Here is a 23332-nt window from a genome sequence, read left to right as displayed (position 1 = left end):
TGGGCGCGGGTCAGGACGGGCGCCAGGCGTCCGCCAGGTCGCCCCAGAGGTGGGCGGCGGTCTCGACGCCCTTCATCAGCAGGTCGAGCTCGACCTTCTCGTTCGGCGCGTGCCAGCCGTCGGAGGGCACCGAGATGCCCAGGAACAGGACCGGGACGCCGAGCACGTCCTGGAGGTCGGCGGCCGGGCCGGAACCGCCCTCACGGGTGAAGCGGATCTCCGTCTCGAAGGCCCGGCCCATGGCGCGCACCACGGATTGGAGCGCGGGGTGGTCGAGCGGGGTGAGGCAGGGCCGGGTGGCGCCCCAGAAGGTGATCTCGTGGCGGATGCCGGCCGGGAGCCGCTCGGCGACCCAGGCGCGGACGGCCTGCTGGACGGCGTCCGTGTCCTGGCCGGCGACCAGCCGGAACGAGAGCTTCAACTGGGCCGAGGACGGGACGATGGTCTTGCCGCCGGGGCCCTGGTAGCCGCCGGCGATGCCGTTGACCTCGGCGGTGGGGCGGGCCCAGATGCGCTCCAGGGTGGTGGCGCCGGCCTCGCCGAGGGTGGCGTGCGAGTGCGCGGTGCGCAGCCAGCCCTCCTCGTCGAAGGGCAGCTCGGCGAAGAGCTCCCGCTCGCGGTCGGTGAGCTCGATCACGCCGTCGTAGAAGCCGGGGACGGCGACCCTGCGGTCGGCGTCGTGGAGGGCGGCGGCGAGCCGGGCCGCCTCGGTGGCCGGGTTGGGCACCGCGCCGCCGAACGAGCCGGAGTGGATGTCCTGGTCGGGGCCGTACAGGTCGATCTGACAGTCCGTCAGCCCGCGCATGCCGGTGCAGACGGTGGGGGTGTCCTTGGACCACATCCCGGTGTCGGAGACGATCACCGCGTCGCAGGCCAGGCGGTCGGCGTGCTGCTTGACCAGGGCCGGGAAGTGCGGCGAGCCGGACTCCTCCTCGCCCTCGATGAGCAGCTTGAGGTTGACCGCGGGGGCGGTGCGGCCGGTCGCGGCCAGGTGCGCGCGGACGCCCAGGGTGTGGAAGAACACCTGCCCCTTGTCGTCGGCGGCGCCGCGGGCGTACAGCTTCCCGTCGACGGTCTCCGGCTCGAAGGGGTCGGTGTGCCAGCCGTCCTCGCGGGCGGCGGGCTGCACGTCGTGGTGGCCGTAGACGAGCACGGTGGGGGCGGACGGGTCCCCGGCGGGCCACTCGGCGAAGACCGCGGGCAGTCCCCCGGTCTCCCAGACCTCGGTCACCGGGAAGCCGGTCTCGGTCAGCTTGGCGGCGAGCCACTCGGCGCTGCGGCGCACGTCGGCGGCGCGCTCGGGGTCGGCGGAAACCGAGGGGATGCGCAGCCACTGGGCGAGGTCGTCGAGGAAGGCGTCGCGGTGGCCGGCGATGTACGCGCGGACGGCGTTGTCCGGGGTGGTGCTCATACGCCCGAGCCTATCGGCCTTCTGGGGGATACCGGCCGGCGGTCTCGCCCCGCAAGATCCGCTCCAGCCCCTCCCGGCCTGGTAGGCGGGCCGGTCTGACCACTTCGCCGGTGCGGACGAAGAGGAACGCGGCGCCGACCTCGGACGGGGCCAGGCCGTACCGCTCGGCCCAGGCCAGGCGGTAGACGGCGAGCTGGAGGGGGTCGGCGCCGCCGGCGCCCGAGGGGTGGTTCCGGCCGGTCTTCCAGTCGACGATCTCGAAGCGGTCGCCATCCGGACCCAGCTCCTTGTAGACCGCGTCGATCCGGCCGCGGATCACCCTTCCGGCGAGCGTTATCCGGAACGGGACCTCCACCCGGAACGGGGCCCGCCGGGCGTACGGGCTGCGGGCGAACGCCTCCTTGAGCGCCTGGAGGTCCTGCTCGTCGGCGATCTCCGGCTCCTCGCCGGGCTCGGCGCCCGGGAGCTCGTCCGGGCCGAGCAGCGGCAACGGCAGCTCCTCGAAACGGGACTGGACCCAGGCGTGGAAGCGGGTGCCGCGGCGGGCGGCGCGCTGCGGGGCGCGCGGCATCGGGCGGGCCAGCTCGCGGGCGAAGCCGTCCGGGTCGGCGGCGACCTGGAGGAGCTGGGTGGCGGTGAGCGAGGCCGGGAGCGGGACATCGCGGACCCGGGTGCGGGAACTGCGCAACTCGGCGGCCAGCGCCGTCAGATCGCGGTCCCAGGACGCCGCGAGGCGGCGCTCCTCGGGGAGCAGCGGGGGGATGTCCTCCTGGCCGGCGGTGCCGTCGGCAGCGCCGGTGCCCGCGGTGCCGTCGGCGGCGCCCTCCAGAGCGGCCGGGTCGGGCTCGGCGGAGCGCTGGGCGACGAGGCGGGGGCGCGGGGCGTCGGCGGACGGCTCGGCAGCCGGGGTGTCCTCCCCGTACGGGGGCGCGTCCTCGTACGGGAACTCGTCCTCGTACGGGGGCTCCCCGTACGGGTCGTCCTCCGGGGGCGGCGGGAACGGGGCGTCCTCGTAGGCGGCCGGCCACTCCTCGTCGTCCGGGGGCGGCGGCCACTCCGGGTCGTATCCGGGGGCCGGGGGTGCCGGGGCGGTCTGGGGGGCCTGGCGGGCGAGGTGGGCGCGGACGGTGGCGGCGGCCGCGCGGCGGCGGGCGGTGGCGGCCTCGTCCAGGGGCAGCGGCCAGGGGCGGTCGGCGGCGGCCTCGGCGAGGGCGGGATTCTCGGCGCCCTCCTCGGGTGGGTCGGCCCAGACCTCGATCTCGCCGTGGCCGGCCTCGCAGTGCTCGCGCAGCGCCGTGAGGAAGGCGGACGGGCCGCGCGGGCGCTTCTGGCTCGGGCCCCACCAGTGGCCGGAGCCGATCAGCAGGGAGCGGGGGCGGGTGAACGTGACGTAGCCGAGGCGGAGTTCCTCGGTCTCCTGGTGGTGCCGCATCGCCTCCTTGAAGTCCTTCATGCCGCGGGCGCTCCACTCCCCCACCTCGGGCAGGGTCGCGGCGTCGCCGCGGAGCGGGTGCGGCAGCACCTTGGCGCGGCCGGTCCACGACTCGCGGGCCTGCTCGCTGGGGAACTGCTTGGTCACCAGGCCGGGCACCGCGACGACGCACCACTCCAGGCCCTTGGACTTGTGGGCGGTGAGCACCTTGACGGTGTTCTCGCCGCCCGGGAGCGAGCTGTCCAGGCCCTTCTCGAACTGGACGGCGGTGCGCAGGAAGCCCAGGAAGGCGAGCAGCGTGGCCTCACCGTCGAGGGCCGCGCCGCCCTCCTTGGCGGCGAAGCCGGCCGCGAGGTCCAGGAAGGTGCCCAGGGTCTCCCGGCGGCGGGCGGCCAGGGCGTGCGGCGAGGCGGACAGCTCGACCTCCAGGCCGGTGACGGCCAGGATCCGGTGCAGCACGTCCATCAGCGGGTCGGCCAACGAGCGCCGCAGATCGCGGAGTTCGGCGGCCAGCCGGGCGAAGCGGACCCGGGCCTGTGGAGAGAACGGCAGGCCGTCGTCCGGGCCGCCGGCCTCCAGGAAGGTGTCCAGCGCATCGGCGAGGGAGACCGTCTCGGCCGGGTCGACACCCTCGACGGCCGCGGCCAGGCGGCGCTCCGGGTCGTCGTCGGCGGGGGCACCGGGGCGGGCCAGGGCGCGCGCCCGGCGGCCCAGCAGGGCCAGGTCGCGCGGGCCGATCCGCCAGCGGGGGCCGATCAGCAGCCGGACCAGGGAGGCGTTGGCCGTCGGGTCCTGGAGGACCTCGCAGACCGCGACCAGGTCGGCGATCTCGGGGAGGTGGAGCAGCCCGGAGAGGCCGACCACCTCCACCGGGACGTCCCGGGCCACCAACTCGCCCTGGATCTGCGCGAAGTCGGCGGCGGAGCGGCACAGCACCGCGATCCCGCCGGGCGGGGTGCCGGTGCGGACCAGGTGGGCGAGGGAGTCCGCGAGCCAGCTGAGCTCCTCGGCGTGGGTGGGCAGCAGGGCGCAGCGGACCTGGCCGTCCCGCTCGGCGCCGGGGGCCGGGCGCAGCGCCTCGACACCGGCGTGCATCGCGCGCAGCGGGGCGGCCAGGCCGTTGGCGAGGTCCAGGAGGCGGCCGCCGCTGCGGCGGTTCTCGCTGAGCGCGAAGCGGCGGGCCGGGGTGCCGTCGGCGAACGGGAAGTGGGCGGGGAAGTCGTCCAGATTGGCGACGGAGGCGCCGCGCCAGCCGTAGATGGCCTGGCAGGGGTCGCCGACGGCGGTGACCGCGTGCCCGGTGGCGGGGCCGGCGCCGGCGCCGAACAGGCCGGCGAGCAGCAGCCGTTGGGCGACGGAGGTGTCCTGGTACTCGTCGAGGAGGACGACGCGGAACTCCTCGCGCAGCAGCGCGCCGACCTCCGGGCGGGTGGTGGCCAGCGTCGCCGCGAGGGCGATCTGGTCGCCGAAGTCCAGCAGGTCGCGGCGGCGCTTCTCGCGGCGGTAGGCGCCGACGAGGTCGAGCAGCTCCAGCCGGCCGCGGGCGGCCTCGGGGACCTTGCGCAGATCGGCGTTGCCGAGCTTGGCGTGCGCCAACTCGGCGAGCAGCGCGGTGTCGTGGGCGTGCAGGGCGGACGGGTCCACCAGGTGCTCGGACAGCTCGCCGTCGAGGGCGAGGAGGTCCTCCACGAGGGTGGGCAGCGAGGTGGTGAGCGAGGGATACGGGCCGGGGGCGGCGCGCAGGGTGCGGGCGGCGAGCTGGAAGCGGGTGGCGTCGGCGAGCAGGCGGGCGCTGGGCTCCAGGCCGATGCGCAGGCCGTGGTCCTTCAGGAGCTGGCCGGCGAAGGCGTGGTACGTGGAGATCCGCGGCTCCCCGGGGGGCTCGGCGCCGGCGGCCGCGCCCGGGAGGGGGTCGGGGTCGGTGACGCCGGCCGCCAGGAGGGCCGCGCGGACCCGCTCGGCCAGCTCGCCGGCCGCCTTGTTGGTGAACGTCAGCCCGAGGACCTGCTCGGGGGCGACCTGGCCGGTGCCGACCAGCCACACCACCCGCGCGGCCATCACCGTGGTCTTGCCCGAACCGGCCCCGGCCACGATGACCTGCGGGGCGGGCGGCGCCGTGATGCAGGCCGTCTGCTCCGGGGTGAACGGGATGCCCAGCAGCTCCTTGAGCTGCTCGGGGTCGGTGAGGTGAGCTGACACATCGGACACCGTAACGGCCGCCACTGACAGTCCCGCCTCGGCCGGTATCGGCGCAGGTCAGCGCGGTACGACGGCGGGTGTGCGGCGGCTCACTCGACGATCTGCCGGCCCTCGGGGCGCGCGCTGCAGGAGGCCCGGAAGGCGCAGTGGGTGCAGTGCGCGCCGGTGGTCGGCGTGAAGCGCTCCTCCAGGACGCGGCCGGCGGCGGTGGCGAGCAGTTCGCCGACCCAGTCGCCCTCCGGCGGCGGCTGCGCCTGGACGGCCGGGAACGCCTCGCCGCCCTCCTTACGGGGCGCGCCCAGCCGCAAGTGGACCAGCTCGGCGCCGCCGGCCTCCGGCCGCTGTCCGTCGAAGGCGTCGTCGAGGGCGCCCTCGCGGACCGCGAGTTGGTAGACGGCGAGCTGCGGGTGGCGGGCGACCTCGGGGCCGGTGGGCTTCTGCTTGCCCGTTTTGAAGTCGACGACGTAGGCGCGCCCCTCGGCGTCCCGTGCGACGCGGTCCATGCTGCCGCGGATGCGCACCTCGTAGGCGCCGGCGGCAAGGGTGACGTCGAAGCCGTGCTCGGTGGCGACGGTGTCCCGGCCGAGGCTCTCGCGTTCCATGACGTGCCAGCGCAGGAAGCGCTCCAGGGCGGCGCGGGCCTGGTCCTTCTCCTGGCGGGACTTCCAGGGGGCGTCGAAGGCGAGCGCGTCCCAGACGGAGTCCAGGCGCGCCATCAGGACGGTCAGGTCGGCGGGGGTGCGCCCGGAGGCGACCTCGTCGGCGAGGACGTGGACGACGTTGCCGAAGCCCTGGGCGGCGGTGGCCGGGGCGTCGGCCTTCACCTCGCGCCCCAGGAACCACTGGAGGGCGCAGGTGTTGGCCAGTTGGTCGAGGGCGCTGCCGGAGAGCACCACGGGGCGGTCGCGCTCGCGCAACGGGACGGAGTTGTGGGTGGGCTCCTCCAGGCCCCACCAACTGTCCGGGTGTGCGGCCGGCACCAGGGGGTGGCCCTCGTCGTCGCGCAACGCGGCCAGCCGGGCCAGCCGCCTGGCTGCGGCGTCGCGCAGCGCGGGACCGGCGTCCGGGTCGACGGTGGTGGCGCGCAGTTCGGCGACGAGCGCGGCGACGGTCAACGGGCGGCGGGGGCGGCCGGTGACGTCCTGGGGGGTGACGCCGAGTTCGGTCAGGAACCGGGACGGCTGGTCGCCGTCCTCGGCCGCGGCCTTGACGGCGGTGACCACCAGGCGCTCGCGGGCCCGGGTCGCGGCCACGTAGAACAGCCGGCGCTCCTCGGCGAGCAGGGCGCCCGGGGTGAGCGGTTCGGCCAGGCCGTCCCGTCCGATCCGGTCCGCCTCCAGGAGGGAGCCGCGGCGGCGCAGGTCGGGCCAGAGGCCCTCCTGGACTCCGGCCACCACCACGAGCCGCCATTCCAGGCCCTTGGCGCGGTGCGCGGTCATCAGGCGGACCGCGTCCGGGCGGACCGTACGGCGGGTGAGGGTGTCCGCGGCGATGTCCTGGGCGGCCAGCTCCTCCAGGAAGTTCCGGGCGCCGCGACCGCCGGTGCGCTCCTCGGCGCGGGCCGCGGTCTCGAACAGGGCGACCACCGCGTCCAGATCGCGGTCGGCGTTGCGTCCGGCGGCCCCGCCGCGCCGGGCGGCCCGCTCCAGCCGGCCCGGCCAGGGGGTGCCGTCCCACAGCTCCCACAGCGCCTCCTCAGCCGTCCCGCCGCCGGCGAGCAGCTCCCGGGCCTTACGCAGCAGCAGACCGAGCCGCTGGGCGCCGCGGGCGTGGCCGGGGTCGTGGGCCACCAGGCGCTCGGGCTCGGCCAGCGCGCGGGCGATCAGCTCGTCGGAGGGCGGCGGCACCGGATGGCCGGCGGCCCGCTCCTCCTCGCGCAGCGCCCGGCCCAGCCGCCGCAGATCGGCCGCGTCCATCCCGCCCAACGGGGAGGACAGCAGGTCGATGGCGGTCTCGGGGTCGATGTCGATACGGGGGGCGGCCGTCCGCCCTGGCGCGGCGGTCCCGGTGTCCGGGGTGTCCGGGGCTTCCGGGGTGTCCGGGGTGTCCGGTGCCGCGTCCACCGGGGCGGCGGGCCCGCCCGGTACGCCGGCCGCCACCCGCAGCGCCGTCAACAGCGGCGCGACGGCCGGCTCGTGGCGGAGCGGGAGGTCGTCGCCGTCGATGTCGAGGGGGATCCCGGCGGCGGTGAGCGCTCGGCGCACGGCGGGAATCGAGCGCCCCCCGGCGCGCACCAGAACGGCCATCTCGCGCCAGGGCACGCCCTGTTCGAGATGGGCGCGGCGCAGCAGATCGGCGATGTTGTCGAGCTCGGCGCCGGGCGTCGGGTAGGTGAACACCTCGACCCGGCCGCCGTCACGGACAGGGGCCGGCTCCCGGTGCGCGCGGACCGCGTCAACGGGGAGCCGGGTCAGCGGCATCCGGCGGGTGAGCAGGCGGGTGGCGGCCAGCAGCGTGGCGCCGGCGCGCCGGGAGGTGCGCAGCACGGCCACCGGGGCCCGGCTCCCGTCGGCGCGCCGGAAGGTCTCCGGGAAGTCGAGGATGCCGTTGACGTCGGCGCCCCGGAAGGCGTAGATCGACTGGTCCGGGTCGCCGAAGGCCAGCAGCGTGCGGCCCGGGGAACCGGGGGCGGCCGGCGCGCCCTGGTGGCCGGCGAGCGCCCGCAGCAGCCGCACCTGGGCGGCGTCGGTGTCCTGGTACTCGTCCACGTACACCGCGTCGTAGGCGCCGGCCAGTTGGGCGGCGACCTCGGGGAGCTCGGCCAGCAGCACCGCGCGGTGCACCAACTCGGCGTAGTCCAGCACCCCTTGGGCGTCCAGGACGTCGAGGTACTCGGCGAGGAAGGCGGCCGCGGCCTGCCAGTCGGGGCGGCCGGTGCGGCGGGCGAAATCGCCCAACGCGTCCGGACCCAGGCCCAGTTCGCGGCTGCGGGCCAGCACCGCGCGGACCTCGTCGGCGAAGCCTCGGGTCGTCAGGCAGGCCCGCAGCTCGTCCGGCCAGCTCACCCGGGCGCGGCCGTCACCGGCCAACTCCGCCTGGCCCTCCAGGAGCTCGCGGACGACCAGGTCCTGCTCGGGGCCGGACAGCAGCCGCAACGGGTCGGCGAAGAGGTCGGCGTCCTGGTGGGCGCGGACCAGGGCGTAGCAGAACGAATGGAAGGTGGTGGCCTGGGGGGCGTCGGGCCGGCGGGCGGCGGACGGCCCGCCCCCCTCGTCGGCCAGACGGGCGGCCAGCCGGTCCCGGAGGGCGACCGCGGCCTTCCGGCTGAAGGTGAGGACGAGGATCCGCTCGGGGTCCGTCCCCGCCTGAACGCGGCGCACCACCGACTCCACCAGCGTCGTGGTCTTGCCCGTCCCCGGCCCGGCGAGGACCAGCAGCGGCCCGTGCCGGTGCTCCACCACGGCGCACTGGGCGGCGTCCAGGGTCGGCGGCGCGGTCCGCTCCGGCGGGGTGCGCACCAGGCGGTACGCGCCGGGGGCGCCCCGCCGCGCGGCCTCGCGGGGCTGCGCCGGCGGAACGGCCGGAAGGGAGGAGCTCAACTTGATCGCCGGTCCTGGGAGGGAGGTGCTGGTCGGGGTGCGGACGGTGCCGCCGGAGCCGTCCGGACGCCCGCGCCGGGGCGCGGCCGGGACGGCGGCCCCATCGACCGTACCGGGTCGGGAGCCGGCCCCGGAGATCCGTCAGAAGCGCCCTAGCGACTATCCGACGGGGCGGGGGCGGATAGGCCCTAGGTCCTGTCGTCAAACTCCCGTCGTTCGCCCGGAGGGCGGGCCGGGCGGTGGTCGGTGCGTGCTCTCGGCGTGCCGGGCGATGGCCCCTGTACTGGACGTACTGGGGTCGTCGCCCGGTGCGGCGAGAGTGCGTGCCGGGCGCCGGACGACAGGCGGGAGTTTGACGACAGGGCCTAGCGCCCCTCGTCCTCGGATGCGGCGTCGCCGTCCCACCGCGCCCGCCGCATGTCGATCCGCGGTATGTGGCCCTCGGTGGCCGTCGAGGCCCCCTTGAGGGGCGTGCCCTCGTCCCGGTAGTGGGCCAGGGCGCGCAGCTCGTGGCCGGGGAGCAGCACGCCGTCCGCGCGGACCACCCGCCACCAGGGCACCGCGCTGCCGTAGAGGGCCATCACCCGCCCCACCTGGCGGGGGCCGCCCCGTGCCGGGCCTTCGGGATGGTCCTCGTCCTTGAGCCACTCCGCGACGTCCCCGTAGGTCATGACCCTGCCGGGCGGGATCTCCTCGGCGACGCCGAGGACCCGCTCCGCGTAGTCCGGCAGGGCCTCCGGCGCGGCCCGATCGCCGGCGGCACCGGCGCTGTCCATGTCTCCGGTCCCCTTCATTCGGCCCATCCTGCCGCACAGCACCGACAATGGGCTTGGACGCCTGGTCCCGCGCCGACCGGAGAGGCTTGGCGGGCGGCGGGGGCCCCGGTGCGGTGGCCGCGGTTCCGCTTTCCGTGGCCCCCAAATGCACCCTGATGCCTCCCCGGACCGGACGGCCGTGCCACCATCTTCCGGACGGTGACTGGTGATACGAGATCAAGAAGAGACGGCCGAGCAGCAGGGTGCGGCACCTCCACGGGAGGCGGGCGCCCCTGAGGTGCTGGCCGCCGGCGACACCGGCACCACTCCGGAACCGACCGCAGAGACCGCGCAGCCGCAGGGGCCGCGGGCGGCGACCCCGGGGACGCAGCAACGGGGGCCGGCGACGACTCCCGCTACCGAAAAGGCGAGCACGATCGAGAAGGCCGAACGACCCGAGGCGTCCGCGAGGCCAGGACGGCCCACGGCGCCCGAGCCACCCGAGCGGCACGAGCCCGGCCGGCGGACGGAGGACAGGGACCAGGGCGCCGCACAGCCGGACGAGCGGTCCGAGCACCACAAGGCCGCGGACGACACCCCCCGGGGCGGGCCGCCGCCCCGTATAGGCGCGCACCGCGCGGAGAGCGGCACCGAGGACAGCGGCGAGTTCCACGTCGACCGGCTCGCGGTGGACGAGCCGCTGCTGCCCGCCCGGGTGCACCGCCCCGCCGACCTGCTCCGGCTGCTCCTCGGCATCGCCGGGATCGCGCTGGTGCTGGCGCTGGCGACGTTCGCGCACGGCACCACCCAGGGCCTGAAGAACGACATCGGGCAGGGCGCCGGGGCGGCGCCGCCGCTGCTGATCAACCTCGCGGGGCTGGCCTCCAGCGTCCTGGTGCTGATCGTGCCGGTGGCCTACGCCGTGGAGCGCCTGATCAAACGGGACGGGCTGCGGATCGCGGACGGCGTGCTGGCCGCCGTGCTGGCGCACGGGGTGTCGCTCGCCACCGACCTGTGGGTGGCCGAGGCCGCCCCCGCCTCGATCCGCAGCGCGCTCACCCAGCCGCTGGCCAACGGGTCGCTCTCCGCGCCGGTGCACAGCTACCTGGCGCCGGTGATCGCCTATATGACGGCGGTGGGGATGTCCCGGCGGCCCCGTTGGCGGGTGGCGATGTGGTGCGTCCTGTTGCTGGACGCGTTCGCGGTGCTCATCGGGCGGTACACCACCCCGTTCGCGATCGTGGTCACCATCCTCATCGGCTGGACCGTCGCGTTCGGCACCCTCTACGCCGTCGGCTCCCCCAACGTCCGCCCCACGGGCCAGAACCTCCTGGCCGGTCTGCGACGGGTCGGCTTCCGGCCGGTCAGCGCGATGCGCGCGGAGGACGGCAGCCCCGACCACGCCGACCGGGGCCGGCGCTACCTCGTCGCCCTGGAGGACGGCGCACCGATCGACGTCACCGTCGTCGACCGCGAGCAGCAGGCGCAGGGCTTCTTCTACCGGGTGTGGCGGCGGCTGTCGCTGCGCGGGATCAACCAGCGCCGCAGCCTCCAGTCGCTGCGCCAGGCGCTGGAGCAGGAGGCGCTGCTGGCGTACGCGGCGATCGCGGCCGGGGCCAATGCGCCCAAGCTGATCGCCACCTCCGAGCTGGGCCCGGACGCGGTGATGCTGGTCTACGAGCACATCGAGGGCCGCCGCTTCGACCAGCTCGCGGACGAGGAGATCACCGACGAGCTGATGCACAGCGCCTGGCGCCAGGTGGCCGCGCTCCAGTCGCGGCGGATCGCGCACCGGCGGCTGGTCGGGGACGCGCTGCTGGTGGATCGTTCCGGCAATATCGTGCTCACCGACCTGCGCGGCGGGGAGATCGCCGCCGGCGATCTGGTGCTGCGGATGGACATCGCCCAGCTGCTGGCCACCTGCGGACTGCGGGTCGGTGCCGAGCGGGCGGTCGCCGCGGCCGTCGAGGTGCTCGGCCCGGACGCGGTGGCCGACAGCCTGCCGCTGCTCCAGCCGATCGCGCTCAGCCGCACCACCCGCGCCACCCTGCGCCAGCGGGCCCGGGAGCGGGCCAAACGGGAGCGGGAGGCGGTGCTGGCCGCCTCACAGGCCGCGAAGGAGGCCCGGGAGGCCCGCGCCGCCGAGGCCCCCAAGGACCGCAAGGCGCTGCGGGCCGAGCGAAACGCGGAGAAGAACGCCGAGAAGCGGGCCCTGGAGGAGGCGTCGGAGGAGGTCAGGGAGGAGGACCTGCTGGCCCAGATCCGCCGCCAGGTGCTGCTGATGCGACCGACCGCGGTCATCGAGCCGGCGAAACTGGAACGGCTCAGTCCGCGCATCCTGGTCAGCTGGATCGCCGGGGCGTTCGCCGCCTATCTGTTGTTGTCCCAGCTGAGCAACTTCGACCTGAACGACGTGATCAGCAAGGCCCGGTGGGTGTGGGTCCTGGTCGCGATGGTCTTCTCCGCGCTGACCTACCCCGCGGCCGCCATGAGCCTGTTGGGGTTCGTCACGGAAAAGGTGCCGTTCGTCAAGACGGTCATCGCGCAGATCGCCGGCAACTTCGTGAAGCTGGTGGCGCCCGCGGCGATCGGCGGAGTGGCGCTGAACACCCGCTTCCTCCAACGGGCCGGCGTGCGCCCGGGGTTGGCGGTGGCCAGCGTCGGCGCCTCCCAGCTGTTCGGGCTGGGCAGCCACATCATGCTGCTGCTGGCGTTCGGCTATCTGACCGGCACCGAGCAGACCCAGGACATCTCGCCGTCCCGTACGGTCATCGCCGGCCTGTTGACGGTCGCCGTGCTGGTGCTGATCGTCACGGCCGTCCCGGTGCTGCGGAAGTTCGTGGTCACGCGGGTGCGGTCGCTGTTCGCGGGCGTGGTGCCGCGGATGCTCGACATCCTCCAGCGGCCGCGGAAGCTGGTCACCGGCATCAGCGGGATGCTGCTGCTGACGGCGGCGAACGTGATGTGCCTGGACGCCTCGATCCGGGCGTTCGGCGGCGATCAGCTCAGCTACGCGACCATCGCGGTCGCCTTCCTCGCCGGCAACGCGCTGGGCTCGGCGGCCCCGACGCCGGGCGGGGTGGGCGCCGTTGAGGGTGCACTGTGGGGCGCGCTGACGGTCTCGGGGCTGGCCGCCGACACGGCCCTGCCCGCGGTCCTGCTGTTCCGCCTGATGACCTTCTGGCTGCCGGTGCTGCCAGGGTGGATCGCCTTCACCTTCCTGTCCCGCCGGGGCGAGATCTGAGGGACGGAGCCGGTGGTTCCGGTTCCGCCCCGCAGACACACCGAAGGCGCCGGTCCGTATGAACGGACCGGCGCCTTCCGCGTGATGGGGTGGAGCAGCCGCCTCAGTAGACCGGCTTCTCCGGTTCGACGGTGTTGACCCAGCCGATGACGCCGCCGCCGACGTGTACCGCGTCGGCGAAGCCCGCGGACTTCAGGACCGCGAGGACCTCGGCGGAGCGGACGCCGGTCTTGCAGTGCAGGACGATCTTCTTGTCCTGCGGGAGGTCCTGGAGGGCGGTGCCCATCAGGAACTCGTTCTTCGGGATCAGCCGGGCGCCGGGGATCGAGACGATCTCGTACTCGTTGGGCTCCCGGACGTCGATGATGTCGATCTTCTCGTCGTTGTCGATCCACTCCTTGAGCTGCTGCGGAGTGATCGTGGAACCGGCCGCCGCCTCCTGGGCCTCCTCGGAGACCACACCGCAGAACGCCTCGTAGTCGATCAGCTCGGTGACGGTCGGATTCTCGCCGCAGACCGCGCAGTTGGGGTCCTTGCGGACCTTGACCTGGCGGTACGTCATCTCCAGAGCGTCGTAGATCATCAGGCGGCCGACCAGCGGGTCACCGATGCCGGCGAGCAGCTTGATGGCCTCGTTGACCTGGATCGAGCCGATGGAGGCGCAGAGCACGCCGAGCACGCCGCCCTCGGCGCAGGACGGGACCATGCCGGGCGGCGGGGGCTCCGGGTACAGGCAGCGGTAGCAGGGGCCGTGCTCGGACCAGAACACCGACGCCTGGCCGTCGAAGCGGTAGATGGAACCCCAGACGTACGGCTTGTTCAGCAGCACGCAGGCGTCGTTGACCAGATAGCGGGTGGCGAAGTTGTCCGTGCCGTCCACGATCAGGTCGTACTGCGCGAAGAGCTCCATGACGTTGCTGGAGTCGAGGCGCTCTTCGTGGAGGTTGACCGTGACGTACGGGTTGATGCCGAGGACCGTGTCCTTGGCGGAGGCGGCCTTGGAACGGCCGATGTCCGCCTGGCTGTGGATGATCTGGCGCTGCAGATTCGACTCGTCGACCTCGTCGAACTCGACGATGCCCAGGGTGCCGACGCCGGCCGCGGCCAGGTACATCAGCGCGGGCGATCCCAGGCCGCCGGCGCCGACGCACAGCACCTTGGCGTTCTTCAGCCGCTTCTGCCCGTCCATCCCGACGTCGGGGATGATCAGGTGGCGGGAGTACCTGCGGACCTCGTCGACGGTGAGCTCGGGAGCGGGCTCGACCAGGGGTGGCAGCGACACGGGGACTCCGTTGGTCGGTCTCGATGGGGCTCCTCCGCCCCGGCCGGAACCGGGGACGGCGGAGTTGGCTCTTCCCGTAACACTGCCACGCCCTTCTTCATTCCGAGACACCTGGTCCGATGCGCGAGACAAAGGTGTCCCAGTAGCCGGGCAGCGACTCCCAGGCGACGGCCGCGGCGTCCGCCGCCCCCGCGGCCCGGCGGTCGGTGAAGTACACGGTGCCGGCGCCCTGCCAGCGGGCGATCCGCAGCGCCTCGTCCAGGTGCGTACGCGGGACGCCGTGGACGAGGTGGCAGAAGCGGTCCGGCGGGTAGTCCGCGGTCCACTCGGCCACCTGTGACCAGCGGTAGTCCGCCCAGGAGCCGGCGAAGGTCACCAACTGGTCGGCGGACTCGGCGTACCCGGGGTGCGGGTGGGCGCCGTGCGAGAAGACCAGGTAGCCGTCGTCCTCCAGGGTCCGCAGGGCGCCGGCCAGCCGCCGAGTGGCCGGCAGCAGCGTCCGGTCGGTGGGGCAACGGTCCAGCCAGAAGCCGTCGACCTTGTACCACTCGCGGTAGCGGTGGGCGTCGGCGATCAGCTCGGCGAACGGGCGGGCGCCCCGCCCAAGGTCCAGGTGTCCCAACAGGCGGACGCCTGCCCTCCCGTCGCCCGACCACCACCCCCCACCGACGCGCTGCGCGCGGCCGCCTGCCTCGCGGACGCGGGCGGCGGCCGGGAGGCAGTGCGGGTCGGGGCGGGCGCCGGGCCCGTTACAGACGTTGAGCACCGCCCAGTGCACCGGCGTCATCAGCCGGTAGCCGGGGCCGGAGCCCACCCCGTCGGGCTCCGGGGGCAGCACGAACCCGCGGGCGGCGCGCAGCAGTTCCGCCCACTCGGCGGGGGCCAGCAAGGGGTGCGCGAAGCCCGGCACCCCCACACCGAGCGGCCCGACCCCGGTGGGGGCGCGGGCGCTGTCCAGGGGAGCGCTCAGATGCGACACGCGGCCTCCATCCAGATGTCGGCCAGGGACTCCTCCAGGCCGATCCGCGGGCGCCAGCCGAGCCGGTCGCGGGCGGTGCGCACATCGGCCTGCTGCCAGGTGCCGCAGCCGTCCGGGTAGGGATAGGCGGTGGGCGGGCCGCCCGCGGGGTGGCCTTCGGAGGCCGGGGCCGGGATCACCAACCGGGCCGGCGGGGAGTCGAGTTCGTGCAGCGAGCCGCCGAACCCGGCGACCCGGGCCAGCACCGCGGCCGCCTCCCGCAGCCGCACCGCCCGCCCCGTCCCGATGTTGACCACGCCCTGCGCGGCGGACAGCGAGGCCGCGTGCACCGCCCGGGCGACGTCCCGGACGTCGACGAAGTCCCGTTGGACGCCCAGGCCGCCCAACTTCAGCTCGTTGTCGCCGGATTGCATGGCGCGGCGCATCGCCTCGGCGAGCCGGCCCAGCGGGGAGCCGGCCGGGGTGCCGGGGCCGACCGGCGAGAAGACCCGCAGCACCACGGCGTCCAGCCCGGAGCCCAGGACCAGCTCGGTGGCGGCCAACTTGCTGACGCCGTAGGGGCCTCCGGGGCGCGGCACCGCGTCCTCGGCGGTGGACGAGCCGGGTTGCGAGGGCCCGTACTCGGAGGCGCAGCCCAGGTGGACCAGGCGCGCGCCGCAGCCGCTGCGGCGCAGCGACTCGCAGATGGTGGCGACCGCGACGGTGTTGTGCCGGGTCAACTCCCGGGCGCCGCCGCGGGTGGTGCCCGCGCAGTTGACGACGACGCCGGGGTGGACCGCGTCGAGGAAGCGGGTGAGCGCCCCGGGGCTGCCGGTGGCGAGGTCGAAGCGGACGTCGGCGTCGTCCCCCCGGCCGAGCGCGGTGAGCTGGACGGCGGGGTCGGCGAGCAGGCGGTCGGCGACATAGCGGCCGAGGTAGCCGTTGGCGCCGATGAGCAGCACCCTCATCGTGCGTCCCCCCTGCGCGCGTGCCGTGTGGTCGGGTGGACGTTCATGTGTCGTCTCCTCATGCGGATCGAGGGAAGCGGGTGGGTTCCGCCGGCTCCGGCCGCGGCATCGGCATCCGCCCCTGGGGGCGGGGGCCAGGTGGGGGGTGCGGTCCGCGGTGCGGGGGCCGGGGCGTGCGGAGCGGCGGCACCGAAGCGCCGCGCCGCGGGGTGCGCGTGGCACGGGGGCCCGGACGGGCGGGTGGGACGGGTCATGGCCGGTGTCCCTCCGCCGCGTCGGTGAGGGGGGCGGCCCCGCGCCGGTCGGGCGCGGGGGACGTCAAGGGGTCGCGCGCGGCCCGTCGTTGCGGGGAGTGGGGCCTCCCCTGCTCGAACGGGGTCGAGAGCGTGGGGAAGGGCGGGTGGGCGCAGGCGCCGGTGAGCACCCGCAGCCCGTGCACCAGGAGGACCGGGGCCGCGAGCGCGCAGCCGAGCGCCGGGACCGCGGCCGGGCCGGCGGCGGTGACCAGGGCCGTCACGGGGGTGCCGAGCGGGGCCAGTTCGGGCAGCCGGGCGGCGAGGGCCAGGCCCAGGGCCGTCGCTTCGAGGGCGGCGGCGAGGCCGGTGCCGGCCGCCGCGGCGACCGGGAAGCCGTGCACGGTGAGCAGCCGGGCGAGGAAGAGCAGCGCCGCCAGCGCGGTCGCCGCCGGGACGGCACACCGGCCGCCGGGGCTCCCGCCGGCGCCGAGGAGCAGCGCCGCGCCGACCGCCAGCGCCCCCGCGACGGCCACGAAGAGCAGGGTGACGCCGAGCAGCAACGGCCGTACCCGGGCGGCGAGTTCGCTCAGTGCGCGGCTGGCGGCCAGGCCGCGCCGGGCGCGTCGGGCGAAGGCGGCGGCGCAGCCGGCGGCCGGGGCGACGGCGCAGACCAGCGCGACGGCGGTCGCCACGGCCGCCCGGGGGTGCGGGCCCGGCACCTCGGGCCCGCCCTGCAGCACCTGGGTCAGCAGCCAGTCGCCGTAGACCGCGTACCCCAGGGTCCAGGCGGCGCAGAGCAGGGCCGTACGGGAGCCGGGGCCGCGGCGGGGGCGCAGCGGTCCGTTGCGCAGCGCCAGTCGCAGCGCGAGCAGGGTGAGCAGCAGGCCGGCGGCGTCAACGGCCGTCCTGGCGTGCGGCGTTGTGGGGGCGACCGAGGCGTGTGCGGCGAGCGTGGCCAGGCCGACCGCGCCGGGCAGCAGTTGCACCGCGCCGCGGGCGAAACGGGGGCCGGGGGCGGGGGCCGCGGTCCCGACGGCCGGGCCGGGGTCGTCCGGCGGTGCGTCCGGTGGTGCGTCCGGCGGCCCGGCCGGCTCCTCCGGCCCCGGCGCTTCGGCGCGCGGGACCCGGGCGTAGAGCTCCTCGGCCAGCGAGAAGACGTCGCGGTGCCGGAAGCGGGCCGCGGTGCGGTCGGTGACGCCGTGCGCCTCCAGCCCGGCGGCGATCTCCAAGGGGTCAACGGCCCGTTCGCACAGGGCGCGATGACGGTGCATCAGGATCTTGACCGGGTCGGCGGGGCCGAACCGGGGGGTCGGTCGGGTGGGCCGGAGGGCGGTGTCGCTCTCGGGTGCGGTCATGCGCCGGCTCCCCTCCCCCGCTTCCGGGCACACGGGGCGGGGCCGCGCCCGCCGGGGACGGGCAGCCTTCGGCCGGTACACGGGAGGTCGGACCGCCGGGCGCCGCCCGGGCTCCCCCAACTCCCCTCGTGCGCCACGTCCGTCATCCCCGTCACCAAGGCCGCGCCTACCACGCCCATCGCGCAGAGCACATCCAGCACCACTGTCACCATTGCCGTCTCCCTCACCCTCACCACACCTGTCCGGCGGCCCGCCCGCCGGCCGCTCCGTGCCGCGTACGCCGGGACCGTCCGCCCGCCCGGTCGGCCTCCTCGGCCCGCGCCCAGCTCGGGGTGCGGACGGTGCCGACAGGGGCCGGTCCGCCGGGCACATGCGACTCGGCGGGCCGGGCGAAGGGCCGCGGGGCATCGCCCCCGGCCGCGGCCGCGCACCCGACCGGACGGGCCGGGGCGTGCGCGATCAGCTCCAGGTAGATGCCACGAAATGCCGCGATGTTCTGCTCGACGGTGAACAGTTCGAGGGCCCGGGCGCGGGCCGCGGCGCCCAGCCGGGCCCGCCGTTCCGGATCGGTGAGCAGCGCCCGGCAGGCGTCGGCCAGCGCGCGGGGGTTGCGCGGCGGGACGACCAGGCCGGTGCCGCCGATCACCTCGCAGACCGCGCCGGTGTCGGTGGAGACGGTGGCGCGGCCGCAGAACATCGCCTCCACCAGGGAGCGCGGGAACCCCTCGACCGCGCTGGAGAGCACCACCACGGTCGCACAGGCGTAGGCGTCGGCGAGGGTGGGCGCGGTGGGGTCGCCGATCTCCTCGAAGCGGACCGGGTTCTCGCCGGCGGTCAGCGCGTCGGCGGCCTCGTCGGGGAAGAGTTGGGCGGCCAGCGCCCGGCACTGGGCGCGGTAGCCGGCGGCCTCCGGGTGGCCGCCGAGGCCGCCGATGATCCGCAGGGTGGCGGTCGGCACCGCCCGGCGGAGGTCGGCGAAGGCATGCAGCAGCCCGACGAGGTCCTTGTCCGGGGCGATGGCGCCGGTCCACACCAGGGTCGCGGAGTCGTCCGGCGCGGCGTCCGGCACCGCGGCGAACGGGCCCGCGGCCATGCCCGGGTAGACCGTGCGCAGCCGCGCCGGGTCCGCGCCGCAGTGCTGCTGCCAGCGGCGGGCCCGGGTGGAGCCGGGGGTGAGCAGCGTGGCCCGGGCGTAGGTCTCGACGGCCAGGGCGCGCCGGAAGGCGGCGAGCAGCGCGCGGACCGGGGCGGAGCGGGGTGCATCGGGGTGCGCGAGGTAGTGCTCGCGCAGCCGCACGCCGTGCTCGGTGACCAGGAGCGGGGTCCCGAAGAAGCGTTTGCCCAGCAATCCCGGGAGCGCGGCGGAGCCGGCCGAGGCGGCGTGGCAGAGGTCGACCCGGGCGAGGTCGGCGTCGCCGTACCAGTCCAGGGCGAGCGGGCGCAGCGCCGACTCCAACTCCGCGGCCAGCGCCAGGAGATCGGCGACCTGGGCACCCTGGGCGGCGGGTGGCGCGCCCGGGCCGTGACAGACCGCCTCCAGGACCCGTACGGCGCCCTCGGAACGGAGCAGGGCGGGCAGCGGGGCGCCGTCGCGGGCGAGGTCGGCGAGCCCGTAGAGCCCCCTGGCGAAACGGTCCGCCTGTCCGTCCTCGGCGGCGGGCCCCTCCCCGACCCGCGGTGCGACGCAGCCCGCCACCAGGTCGCCGAAGTGCTCGACGAAGCGCCGCCGGACGCGCCGGCCGGCCCCCCGCTCGCCGCCCCGCCGGGACGCCACGGAGCTCTCCCCCCACAGCGGCGCCCGCCCCCTGAGCTCCACATTGGCCGGCAACGCGACCGGGTCGCGGGCCTCCTGGCCGGGGGTCGTGGTCAGCGCGTAGAGCGCGAAGTCATGGCCGGCGAGCCCGCGCACGAGCCGCTCGCACCACGCGTGGGCCTCACCGGACGCATAGGGATAACCACCCTCGGTGAGCAGTCCAATGCGCACGACGGCACCCCCGTCCTCCCATATCGGCGTCCTGGCGCGGCATGTCCCCCGCCACCTGCAGGAAGAAGCTACGCAAAGGGGCCCGTGGCGCGATGGACGGTTGTCCATCGCGCCACCGGAAGGGGTGAACGCGCGTGACTTTCCACCCCTGGGGGCGTTTCTGCGCGCTATGGGGCCGTTGGGCGGGAACTCCGGCCGGCTAGGGCCTGTCCGCAGCGCCCGTTCCCCGGCCGCCACCCGCGCCTCCAGCACAGGGACGGCGGCCAGCAGCCCCTGGGCGTACGGGCGTTGAGGGACATCGCCCACCCGGCTGGCCGGCCCCTCCCCGGCGGACCGGCCGGTGAACGCAGCCCACCTCGGAAGACGTCTCGCCATGAGAGACGGGCCGTCTCACGCCGACGGCGCCCGGCTCAACTCCCGGTCGGGTACGGCCAGGAGTTGGGCCGGCAGGTCACCCCGTCCGTGGTGAGGAACTTGGTCTGCTGCATCATCACCGGGGCCAACGCGCCCTGTCGGGTGCAGGATTCGTGGTTGTGGCCGAGCCGGTGCCCGACCTCGTGGTTGATCAGCATCTGCCGATAGGCCAGCATCTTGTCGGCGCCGTAGGTCTTGGCGCCCTGCGCCCACCGGTAGGCGTTGATCATCACGCGCTCGGTGATCGCCGAGTCGCAGGAGACGTTGTCCTCGGTGGTGTCCAGGCCCGACTTGGCGCACCACTTCGCGGTGGTACCGGGGCTCGCCAACGAGATCACGAAGTCCGCGTCGCCGGACCCCACCCGCTGGAAGGTCCGTCGACCGCCGTGCGCCCAACTCCGGTCGTCGTTGAGGGTCTTGTGCACCGCCTCGGCGAACAGCTCGCCGTCCAGCGGCAGTCCCTCCTCGACGTCGACCCGGTAGCGCAGCACCTTCCCGTGGCCGGGCGCCTTCGCGTCGCCGCCGGCCGGCCGGAACCGTCCGCTGGCGGTCAACTGCGGGTCCAACGGGAAGACCCGCGCCATCTGCGTGGCGTAGTCGGCGGCCTTGGCGTCCTGGCCGGGCCGCGTCTGGGAGCGCGACGCCTCGTCGCCGCCGTCGGTCCGGTCGTCGCCGCTGCGGGGCTGCGGCGTACCGGAGCCGTCCTGGCGCTGCTCGGCGACCTGGCTCGCGATGACGACGGCGAGCGCGGTGGTCACCGCGGCCGCGGCCGCACCGGTCAACGTCCGCGCCCGGTGGCCCTTTTGGACCCCGCGCGCCCCGCCCCCGGCCGGCACCCGGTCGACCTCGTCGACCACCGCCCCGCCGGCACCGTCCACGGGCCGCTCCGGACGAGGCCCGGGGTCGACCTCCGCCGCACCGCGCCCCAACGGCGCCTCGAACGCCTCCAGATACTCGCGCCGCGGACCCGGCACGCTCCCCCGCTCCCCGGCCGGCACGCCGAACGGGGGCGTCCCGTCACCGGGCACACCGAACGCACCCCCGCCGGGCTCGCCGGCCCGGGGGCGGGGAATCCGCACGCCGGGCGGCATCCCCGGCGCGCCCCGGCCACCGCTCGTCTCGCGCTGCTCGGGGTGAGTGCCGCGCACCGCGGCGTCGCGGGGCGCGCTTCCGGCCGGGTCGGGCGTCCGACGCCGGCGCCCCGTCCCCGGGGCGGCGGGAGTGTTGCCGGCGCTCTTGGCCGCTTCGCCGGACGGGCCCTGCGGCCCGCCCCGGCGGCTGTGTCGTCCCACGGGCCGGTCAGCTCCCGTCCGCGGCGCGCCGGGCGCCCACCGCATCGACCAGTTCGCGCACGGCTCGCGCCACGACCTCGGGATACTCCATCATCGCCACGTGCCCCGCCTCCGGAAGTGTCAGCAGCCGTGAGCCGCGGAACGCCGCGGCAGCCCGCCGCGCCATCCGAGAGGAGACCAGGCGGTCGCGCCCACCGTAAACGAGGAGCGTGGGCGCCAGGACCCGTTCGGCCTGCCGCCACAGGCCGTGCTGGCCGCCGAGCGTGTAGGCGTTGACCAGACCACGCGTGGCCCGCTCCATCGCCTCCCAGAAATACGGGAGTTGCAGCCGCCGGGCGTACTCCTCGGTGTGGACGCCGAGGCCCTCGGGGGTGATCCGCGCCGGGTCGCCGTAACAGAGCGCCAGCACCTCGCGGGTGCGCTGCTCGGGCGTCCACTCGCGGGTGAGCCGGGCGAACAGCCGGGCCACGCCGGGGATCGCCAGCAGCGCGGTGGGCAGCGCCGTGCGCTGCGGCGGGAGCTCCGGCAGCGCGGGCGAGATCAGGGTGAGGGTGCGGACCAGATCGGGGCGGACGGCCGCGACCCGGGTCGCGGCGGCGCCGCCCATGGAGTTGCCGAGGAGGTGGACGGGGCCGCGACCGGCCGCGTCGAGATAGCGGATGACCGCGCGGGCCTGTGCGGTCACCGCGTAGTTGCCGTCGTCCGGCGGCGGCGACTCGCCGAAGCCGGGGAGGTCGAGCGCCACGCCGTCCAGCCGGTCGGCGAGCAGCGGCATCAGCCCCGACCAGTTCTGGGACGAGCCGCCGAGGCCGTGGACGAAGAGCGCCGGCTCGCGGTCCAGTGCGGCGGCACCCGCCGGGGCCTCCCGGCGGGCGGCCGGGCGCCGCACGGCCAGCGTCAGCCGCGGCGGCGAGGCCAGCGTGACCCAGTCGACCAGTTCGTCCGGGGCACCGGTTCCGGCCGGCGGCACCGGGAGGGCGGCGGCTGTCGCGGTGTCCGGCGACTCGGTCGAAGACATGCAGTCGATGTTACGAGACGATCACGCCCCCAATTGTGTGTTCGCCGTCACACACCGCATCGCGCTGCCGCAACCGCTCTCCTAGGCTCGTATCAGGGCGAACGCCCACGACGGGCCACGGCCCCGGCAAGCACCGGAAAGGGAGCCACCATGCGCGTCGACCCGACAGATCCCGACACCTTCGAGGAATCGGACGAGGCCCCGGCCGCCGGCCCGTTCGACGTGGAGGCACCCGAGGCCGACGCCGCCGAGCAGCACGCCGATCTCGCACCCCAGCGCGACGACGCCATGACCGGCGAGGACTACTCGGCGAACGAGGCGGACCGCGCCGAACAGGCCCGGGTCGTCGAGCTCAACGAAGACGAATACCGATGACCTGGGGCGTTATGTCGGCATCGGGGAGCGGGGCCGGGCAGAATTTCTCGCCGCGTACCGCGCACAGTCCCGTTACCCAAAAGTACGATGACGGCCGCGGTTCACCACCTTGTACGGACCGCGAACGGAACGATCACTGGGAGGCAGCGTGAGCGCCATCGAGCAGACCGAGGCCGCGCGCCCGCGGGGCACACGCCTGCCACGCCGAGCCCGACGGAACCAACTCCTGGGCGCGGCCCAGGAAGTCTTCGTCGCGCAGGGCTACCACGCGGCCGCGATGGACGACATCGCCGAGCGGGCGGGCGTCAGCAAGCCGGTGCTCTACCAGCACTTCCCCGGGAAGCTGGAGCTGTATCTGGCCCTGCTCGACCAGCACTGCGACGCGCTGCTGCAGTCGGTGCGCGCGGCCCTTGAGTCCACCAACGACAACAAGCAGCGGGTGGCGGCCACGATGGACGCCTACTTCGCGTACGTGGAGGACCCCGGCGGCGCCTTCCGGCTGGTCTTCGAGTCGGACCTGACCAACGAGCCGGCCGTCCGCGAGCGGGTGGACAAGGTGTCCCTGGAGTGCGCCGAGGCGATAAGCGCGGTGATCGCGGAGGACACCGGGCTCTCCCGGGACGAGTCGATGCTGCTGGCCGTGGGCCTGGGCGGGGTCTCCCAGGTGGTGGCCCGCTACTGGCTGTCCTCGGAGAGCACCGTCCCGCGGGCCACCGCGGTGCAGTTGCTGACCTCGCTCGCCTGGAAGGGCATCGCCGGATTCCCGCTGCACGGCAACGACACACACTGAGCGTGTTCGCTGCTGGCGTGGGCGACGGCGGCGGCCCGAGTCCCCGTACCGGGCTAATGTGTGCTGCGTACCGCGCGGTT

Annotated in this window: 14 protein-coding genes; 3 read left to right on the top strand and 11 right to left on the bottom strand. The window is 75.4% G+C overall.

Translation table 11 applies throughout. The annotated features are described in order from the left end of the window. Positions 1 to 10 precede the first annotated feature (10 nt). From ACFVFQ_RS24035 to ACFVFQ_RS24020, 4 genes are all read right to left on the bottom strand, one after another. On the bottom strand, positions 11 to 1411 hold the full coding sequence (locus ACFVFQ_RS24035) for a dipeptidase (protein ID WP_383419406.1): 1401 nt from the start codon (positions 1409 to 1411) through the stop codon (positions 11 to 13). A 10-nt stretch (positions 1412 to 1421) separates the two neighbouring features. Continuing rightward, entirely contained in the window at positions 1422 to 5042 is a 3621-nt protein-coding gene (locus ACFVFQ_RS24030; protein ID WP_383419404.1) for a UvrD-helicase domain-containing protein, read from the bottom strand. A gap of 89 nt (positions 5043 to 5131) precedes the next feature. Beyond that, on the bottom strand, positions 5132 to 8581 hold the full coding sequence (locus ACFVFQ_RS24025) for an ATP-dependent helicase (RefSeq protein ID WP_383419402.1): 3450 nt from the start codon (positions 8579 to 8581) through the stop codon (positions 5132 to 5134). Positions 8582 to 8946: 365 nt separating this feature from the next. Further along, a complete protein-coding gene (locus ACFVFQ_RS24020) occupies positions 8947 to 9375 on the bottom strand; it encodes an MGMT family protein (protein ID WP_383419400.1) in 429 nt (142 codons plus the stop codon). A gap of 187 nt (positions 9376 to 9562) precedes the next feature. Here ACFVFQ_RS24020 and ACFVFQ_RS24015 point away from each other — a divergent pair, with 187 nt between their 5' ends. Continuing rightward, positions 9563 to 12580 (top strand): flippase-like domain-containing protein, encoded by a 3018-nt coding sequence (locus ACFVFQ_RS24015; protein ID WP_383419397.1) that lies wholly within the window; start codon positions 9563 to 9565, stop codon positions 12578 to 12580. Between the two features lie 103 nt (positions 12581 to 12683). Here ACFVFQ_RS24015 and moeZ read toward each other — a convergent pair whose 3' ends face one another. From moeZ to ACFVFQ_RS23980, 7 genes are all read right to left on the bottom strand, one after another. After that, a complete protein-coding gene (moeZ, locus tag ACFVFQ_RS24010; RefSeq protein WP_376565060.1) occupies positions 12684 to 13862 on the bottom strand; it encodes an adenylyltransferase/sulfurtransferase MoeZ in 1179 nt (392 codons plus the stop codon). A gap of 97 nt (positions 13863 to 13959) precedes the next feature. After that, entirely contained in the window at positions 13960 to 14841 is an 882-nt protein-coding gene (locus ACFVFQ_RS24005) for a spherulation-specific family 4 protein (RefSeq protein WP_383419394.1), read from the bottom strand. Further along, positions 14829 to 15788 (bottom strand): NAD-dependent epimerase/dehydratase family protein, encoded by a 960-nt coding sequence (locus tag ACFVFQ_RS24000; protein ID WP_383419392.1) that lies wholly within the window; start codon positions 15786 to 15788, stop codon positions 14829 to 14831. Before ACFVFQ_RS24000 ends, ACFVFQ_RS24005 begins: the two co-directional genes overlap by 13 nt. Positions 15789 to 16038: 250 nt before the next feature. Further along, a complete protein-coding gene (locus ACFVFQ_RS23995; RefSeq protein WP_383419390.1) occupies positions 16039 to 17379 on the bottom strand; it encodes a hypothetical protein in 1341 nt (446 codons plus the stop codon). A 229-nt stretch (positions 17380 to 17608) separates the two neighbouring features. Next, positions 17609 to 19363 carry a DUF3492 domain-containing protein gene (locus ACFVFQ_RS23990; RefSeq protein ID WP_383419388.1) on the bottom strand — a complete coding sequence of 585 codons (1755 nt, stop codon included), beginning with the start codon at positions 19361 to 19363 and terminating at the stop codon, positions 17609 to 17611. A gap of 410 nt (positions 19364 to 19773) precedes the next feature. Next, positions 19774 to 21069 (bottom strand): DUF3152 domain-containing protein, encoded by a 1296-nt coding sequence (locus ACFVFQ_RS23985; RefSeq protein ID WP_383419386.1) that lies wholly within the window; start codon positions 21067 to 21069, stop codon positions 19774 to 19776. Between the two features lie 7 nt (positions 21070 to 21076). Beyond that, positions 21077 to 22087 (bottom strand): alpha/beta fold hydrolase, encoded by a 1011-nt coding sequence (locus ACFVFQ_RS23980; RefSeq protein ID WP_383419384.1) that lies wholly within the window; start codon positions 22085 to 22087, stop codon positions 21077 to 21079. Between the two features lie 150 nt (positions 22088 to 22237). Here ACFVFQ_RS23980 and ACFVFQ_RS23975 point away from each other — a divergent pair, with 150 nt between their 5' ends. Next, a complete protein-coding gene (locus ACFVFQ_RS23975) occupies positions 22238 to 22462 on the top strand; it encodes a hypothetical protein (protein WP_383419382.1) in 225 nt (74 codons plus the stop codon). A gap of 148 nt (positions 22463 to 22610) precedes the next feature. Beyond that, the gene (locus ACFVFQ_RS23970) at positions 22611 to 23252 is read left to right on the top strand and encodes a TetR/AcrR family transcriptional regulator (protein WP_383419381.1); all 642 of its coding nucleotides are present in this window, start codon (positions 22611 to 22613) and stop codon (positions 23250 to 23252) included. Positions 23253 to 23332 lie beyond the last annotated feature (80 nt).

The organism is Streptomyces sp. NPDC057743 (assembly GCF_042798755.1).
Classification (GTDB): Bacteria; Actinomycetota; Actinomycetes; order Streptomycetales; family Streptomycetaceae; genus Streptomyces.
This window is presented reverse-complemented; position numbering and strand designations above follow the sequence as displayed.

Excerpts from the sequence above, each read along its gene's own strand:
- ACFVFQ_RS24035 (WP_383419406.1), bottom strand. The coding sequence starts at position 1,411 with ATGAGCACCACCCCGGACAACGCCGTCCGCGCGTACATCGCCGGCCAC.
- ACFVFQ_RS24020 (WP_383419400.1), bottom strand. The coding sequence starts at position 9,375 with ATGAAGGGGACCGGAGACATGGACAGCGCCGGTGCCGCCGGCGATCGG.
- ACFVFQ_RS24000 (WP_383419392.1), bottom strand. The coding sequence starts at position 15,788 with ATGAGGGTGCTGCTCATCGGCGCCAACGGCTACCTCGGCCGCTATGTC.
- ACFVFQ_RS23995 (WP_383419390.1), bottom strand. The coding sequence starts at position 17,379 with ATGACCGCACCCGAGAGCGACACCGCCCTCCGGCCCACCCGACCGACC.
- ACFVFQ_RS23980 (WP_383419384.1), bottom strand. The coding sequence starts at position 22,087 with ATGTCTTCGACCGAGTCGCCGGACACCGCGACAGCCGCCGCCCTCCCG.
- ACFVFQ_RS23975 (WP_383419382.1), top strand. The coding sequence starts at position 22,238 with ATGCGCGTCGACCCGACAGATCCCGACACCTTCGAGGAATCGGACGAG.